The organism is Aminobacter sp. P4_H6_2, from assembly GCF_056400805.1.
The window spans coordinates 1-4,450 of the sequence record NZ_JBFUKO010000460.1 but is presented as its reverse complement, the minus strand read 5'-3'; the positions used below and the strand labels follow the sequence as shown (position 1 = coordinate 4,450).

At 62.3% G+C, this 4,450-nt stretch carries 4 protein-coding genes; 2 read left to right on the top strand and 2 right to left on the bottom strand.

The genetic code is table 11. From position 1 onward, the window contains the following. Window positions 1-384: 384 nt before the first annotated feature. Window positions 385-1,704 (top strand): NAD(P)H-dependent oxidoreductase, encoded by a 1,320-nt coding sequence (locus AC1DUU_RS24305; RefSeq protein WP_476785944.1) that lies wholly within the window; start codon window positions 385-387, stop codon window positions 1,702-1,704. A 139-nt stretch (window positions 1,705-1,843) separates the two neighbouring features. Here the strand turns inward: AC1DUU_RS24305 and AC1DUU_RS24300 are convergent, their stop codons facing one another. Further along, complete coding sequence (locus AC1DUU_RS24300; RefSeq protein ID WP_476785943.1) at window positions 1,844-2,056, bottom strand: hypothetical protein; 213 nt, start codon at window positions 2,054-2,056, stop codon at window positions 1,844-1,846. A 174-nt stretch (window positions 2,057-2,230) separates the two neighbouring features. Between AC1DUU_RS24300 and AC1DUU_RS24295 the strand changes: the two genes are divergently transcribed. Next, entirely contained in the window at window positions 2,231-3,082 is an 852-nt protein-coding gene (locus AC1DUU_RS24295) for a LysR family transcriptional regulator (RefSeq protein WP_476785942.1), read from the top strand. 65 nt (window positions 3,083-3,147) lie between these two features. Here the strand turns inward: AC1DUU_RS24295 and AC1DUU_RS24290 are convergent, their stop codons facing one another. Then, a complete protein-coding gene (locus tag AC1DUU_RS24290; RefSeq protein ID WP_476785941.1) occupies window positions 3,148-4,206 on the bottom strand; it encodes a M14 family metallopeptidase in 1,059 nt (352 codons plus the stop codon). Window positions 4,207-4,450: the final 244 nt, after the last annotated feature.

Below are 4,450 nucleotides of genomic sequence, written 5' to 3'. Positions count from 1 at the left end.
GCGCCGATCTTCAGAAATTGATTCCGGATCGGCGTCTACCGCATTTCAAATGCTGCGTTTTCTAGGCTTGGCCGATTTGGACATCCGGCTCCACCCGAAAACCTGCCGGCAAAGCGCAGCAACAATAATGCCAAAGCCGCGACGGGGACAACTTGGCGTCAGCAAACTCCTGACAAAGCGCCAGCTCAGGGGGCCGATCCGACATTCGAGTTGACAGGCGGCCATAATTCAATACCCGTCGCGTTAGAGCGCCGCGCGTCCCTTGGGACGCGCAAAGGACGCTCCAACATTTTAAAGTGACGCATCGTGCTTTCCGAAATCCGTTCGGATATTCGGGCCGATGCGTTAGAGATATATGCTTCGCTTGCGCGGGAGATCAATCAGATGACCATCAACGTCGCTCCGGTGGGCTTGACGCGCGATCTCGTCGAGCGCGAAAAGTCGGGCAAGCCAATCCGCATCGGCCTGATCGGTTGCGGCGAGATGGGCACCGACATCGTCACCCGCGTGGCGCATATGCCGGGCATCGAGATCGGCGCCATATCCGAGCTCCACCCCGAAGCGGCGATGAAGGCGGCCCAGATCGCCTATCAGGAGCCGGGGCATTCCCGCGAGGTGTCGAACGCTGAGGCGCTGAACGATGCCATCGAGGCGAGGAAGATCGCGGTCACAAGCGACGCGGACCTGATCCTGAACAGCGGGCTGATCGACGTCGTCATCGACGCGACCGGTGTTCCGGCTGTCGGTGCGGAGATCGGCCTGCGCGCCATGGAGCACGGCAAGCATCTCGTCATGATGAACGTCGAGGCGGACGTCACCATCGGCGCCTATCTCAAATCCGAGGCTGACCGGCTCGGCGTCACCTATTCGCTCGGCGCCGGCGACGAGCCATCGTCGTGCATGGAGTTGATCGAGTTCGTCTCGGCGATGGGCCACACTGTCGTTGCCGCCGGCAAGGGCAAGAACAACCCGCTCAACATCGACGCCATTCCCGACAACTATGTCGAGGAGGCGACGCGGCGGAACATGAATGTGCGCATGCTTGTCGAGTTCGTCGATGGCTCCAAGACCATGGTCGAGATGGCGGCGATCGCCAATGCCACCGGGCTCGTGCCCGACAAGGCCGGCATGCACGGCCCCTCGGCGACGCTCGACCAGCTATCCAAGGTGCTGGTGCCCGAAAAGGATGGCGGCGTCTTGTCGAGGGTCGGCGTCGTCGACTATTCGATCGGCAAGGGTGTCGCGCCAGGCGTGTTTGTCATCGCCGACATGTCGCATCCCAGGATTTCCGAGCGCATGGAAGATTTGAAGATGGGCCACGGCCCTTACTTCACCTTCCACCGCCCTTACCACCTGACCTCGCTCGAAGTGCCTTTGACCTGCGCGCGCGTGGTGCTGCACGGCAAGGCCGACATGGTGCCGCTGGCAAAGCCCGTCGCCGATGTCTGCGCTGTCGCCAAGAAGGACATGCAGCCGGGCGAAAAACTCGATGCCATCGGCGAATATTGCTACCGCGCCTGGATCATGACCGCGCCCGAAGCGCGCGCGGCAAAGGCGATCCCGTGCGGGCTGCTGCAGCGCGGCACGGTGACCAAGCCGATCAGGAAGGGTGAGCTGATCACCTACGCCAACGCCGCCGTCGAGCCGGGCTCGAAGATCGCCGAACTCAGGGCGCGGCAGGACAGGCTGGTTTACGGGGAGTAGGCGAGCTGCCCGTGCCCCGGATGGATGCACGGCGATCCAGTCTGGGCTCCTGCGCCGGGTCCATTCTGTAGGGCGCAATCTCGACTAGAGAACTCACATCGGCAGGGCGACGATTGAGACGGCCCATCTCCGCGGTGGCTCACTGGAAGATCTGTGGGCTTTCAGGCAGCTCAGCCAGCTCCGCGCAGAGTGTCAGGGCAGCCAGCACGACATGGGTCCGATCCCATCCCGCCATCTCGGCAACGCTCAGAAGCTTGACCAGCGAGGGCTCGATCGCGAACTGGCATTGCGCCAGATACTCCCCGTCTTCCGGCTCCAAAGTCGGTCTGTTTATACGCAAGTTCTTGGTCATTGGGTCAATTCAGAAAATCCATGTCCAGCGATAGGTCCGAAGTCGGACCGATAGGTCTCCTTCGCAGCCGATCGACGGTGCGACGATGAACTAGAGCATTGACACAGGTGAAGATAATGAATTCCAGTCAACTCACTTGAGTGGAATTCATATGTCATGACAAAAAAGCGGTCGATGCCGCAACTGCGGGCTCTTCAATCTTTCGAAGCTGTTGCGCGGCATCTTTCCGTTTCCCATGCGGCCCAAGAGCTTGGCGTGACGCAAAGCGCGGTCAGTCACCAGATCCGACGATTGAGCGAGGAACTTGGAGAGCGGCTAGTGGAACGGCAGGGGCGCGGCCTCGTGCTGACTGGCGCCGGGCATCGCCTTTCGCTTGAACTCGACCGTGCCTTCGATCTCATCGAGCGCTCGACGTCGCAGATTGTCGGCGCGGCCAATGGAACAGTACGCCTTGCCGTCTATGGGACCTTCGCGAGCGGCTGGCTCGTCGAGCGGCTGCCTGATTTTTTCACCCGGCACCCTGACATCGATCTGCAGCTCATCACGGTCAGCGAGGAAGATGAGATAAGCGACAGGATCGCCGATGCTTTCATCACGTCCATGCCTTCGCAGCGCGGATATCGGAGCGTTCTGCTCAAACGGGACCAACTGATCGCCGTTGCTCCCCGAGATCTGGGTCCCTGGCCGTGCCCCTTGATCACCACCGAAGTTTCGCCGTCTTCAGTGGGCGCCGATTGGATCGATTTCTGTCACCACAACGGCCTTGAGCTTTCGACCTTCCAGAAGGAGAGCTGGAAGCTGTGCACGCATTATCAGCAGGCGTTCGATATGGCCCGAGCCGGCATTGGCGCGGCGCTGGTTCCAGACTTCCTTGGCGAGCGCGGCATCGCCGAAGGAACCTTGCAAAGGCTATCCGGCGAGCCGATGCCGACTGGGGCGAGCTATTACCTGTCCATCAAGTTCAGCCGTAGCCAGGAGCCGGCGCTGGCGAGCCTGACGCAATGGCTCCGCGCGGCTGCGCGGTAACGTCCGGGGATGATGAATTCAGGTCACGTCAAACGCAAGTTGGGGCGTGCGTCGAGAGCCAAACGTCAAGCCTCCAGCGCCCCTGACCGCGCATCGTCGCTCGCGGCTACGCCGACAAGCTTGACCAGATCGTCGCCGGCACGCGTGGCGCGGTGCGAGCGGCGCGTCAGGATGTAGCCGTCCTGCGGCGCGAAGACGTCCACCCGACCGCCATCCTCGCCGGGCGCGCGCACGATGGTGGCGAGGTGTGCGCCAGCCTTGACCGTTTCACCCGGCTTGACGTGGTAGAGGATCGCGCCGGCGCAAGGGGCTGCTACCATTTCGATATGGTCGATGGGGGCGACCACGCCCTCGAACGTCGTTTTGGTTTCGATCGAGGTGTCGGCGATCACGCCGCGCGCCACCAGGAGCCGGTAGAGCCCTTCGGCGTCGGCCTCGGCAATGTCAGAATAGACGTCGGAGACGCCGCGATACTCGACCGTGGTGACGGCGCGGCTTTCGAGCCTGGCCTCCTTGCGCGGCATTTTGAGATAGGGGTGCAGCGAGGCCTCGTCGAAGGAAGAGCCCGACTGGCCGCCCCACAATATGACCGCGTCGACGCCCATATTGGCCGCGCAGTCGGCCATCGCCGGCCACAGCTCCTCAGGCACGTAGAGATAGGCGACACCCTCGTCGTCGCAGTGCAGGTCGAGCACGATGTCATGGCCGAGCGAAAGCTTGAGCAGGCGCGCCTTGAGCCGCTTGTCGGCCGTCATCGGCACATCGTCGCCGGGCAGAAGCGAGGCATCGGGGCGTTCGAGCAGTGGAAAGTCGCGGTTGTAGTTGACGCGCGTGCCAAGGTCGAAGCGGCCTTGCGATGCACCGAACAAAAGCTGATTGGCGCCGATCGGGTTGGCGCGCGGAACGATTGTCAGCTTGCCGCGAACGCGGCCTTCGCTTTGAGCCTTGCGCAGCTTGGGCATCAGCGCATCGATGGCAACGACGCCCGGCAGCTCGTCGCCATGCAGCGCCGCCTGGATATAGGCTGACGGCGCGTCGGCCGACGATCCGGCGATGTGGTAGACCGGGAGTTCGTAGGCGATGCCTTCGCTGTCGCCACGGATCGTCTCAACGGTCTTTTTCATCGTTTTCCCTCAATGTTTTCGTTTGATCAGCGATAGACCAGACAGCTGGCTCCGCGTCCTGATCCAGCGAAATCAAAGCCGCCGCACCAGAGCCAGATAGATCTTGAGCCCGTATCGCTGCCCCTCACCCTTACCCTCTCCCCGTAAGGACGGGGAGAGGGGGCGTCGGCGTCGCGGCCATCCTCCTTCTCCCTGTTCTTTACGGGGAGAAGGTCCGGCAGGGGATGAGGGGCAGCGCCAGCTC

Bases quoted from the DNA above. Each gene is read 5' to 3' on its own strand.
- AC1DUU_RS24305 (WP_476785944.1), top strand. From the start codon at position 385: ATGACCATCAACGTCGCTCCGGTGGGCTTGACGCGCGATCTCGTCGAG.
- AC1DUU_RS24300 (WP_476785943.1), bottom strand. From the start codon at position 2,056: ATGACCAAGAACTTGCGTATAAACAGACCGACTTTGGAGCCGGAAGAC.
- AC1DUU_RS24295 (WP_476785942.1), top strand. From the start codon at position 2,231: ATGCCGCAACTGCGGGCTCTTCAATCTTTCGAAGCTGTTGCGCGGCAT.
- AC1DUU_RS24290 (WP_476785941.1), bottom strand. From the start codon at position 4,206: ATGAAAAAGACCGTTGAGACGATCCGTGGCGACAGCGAAGGCATCGCC.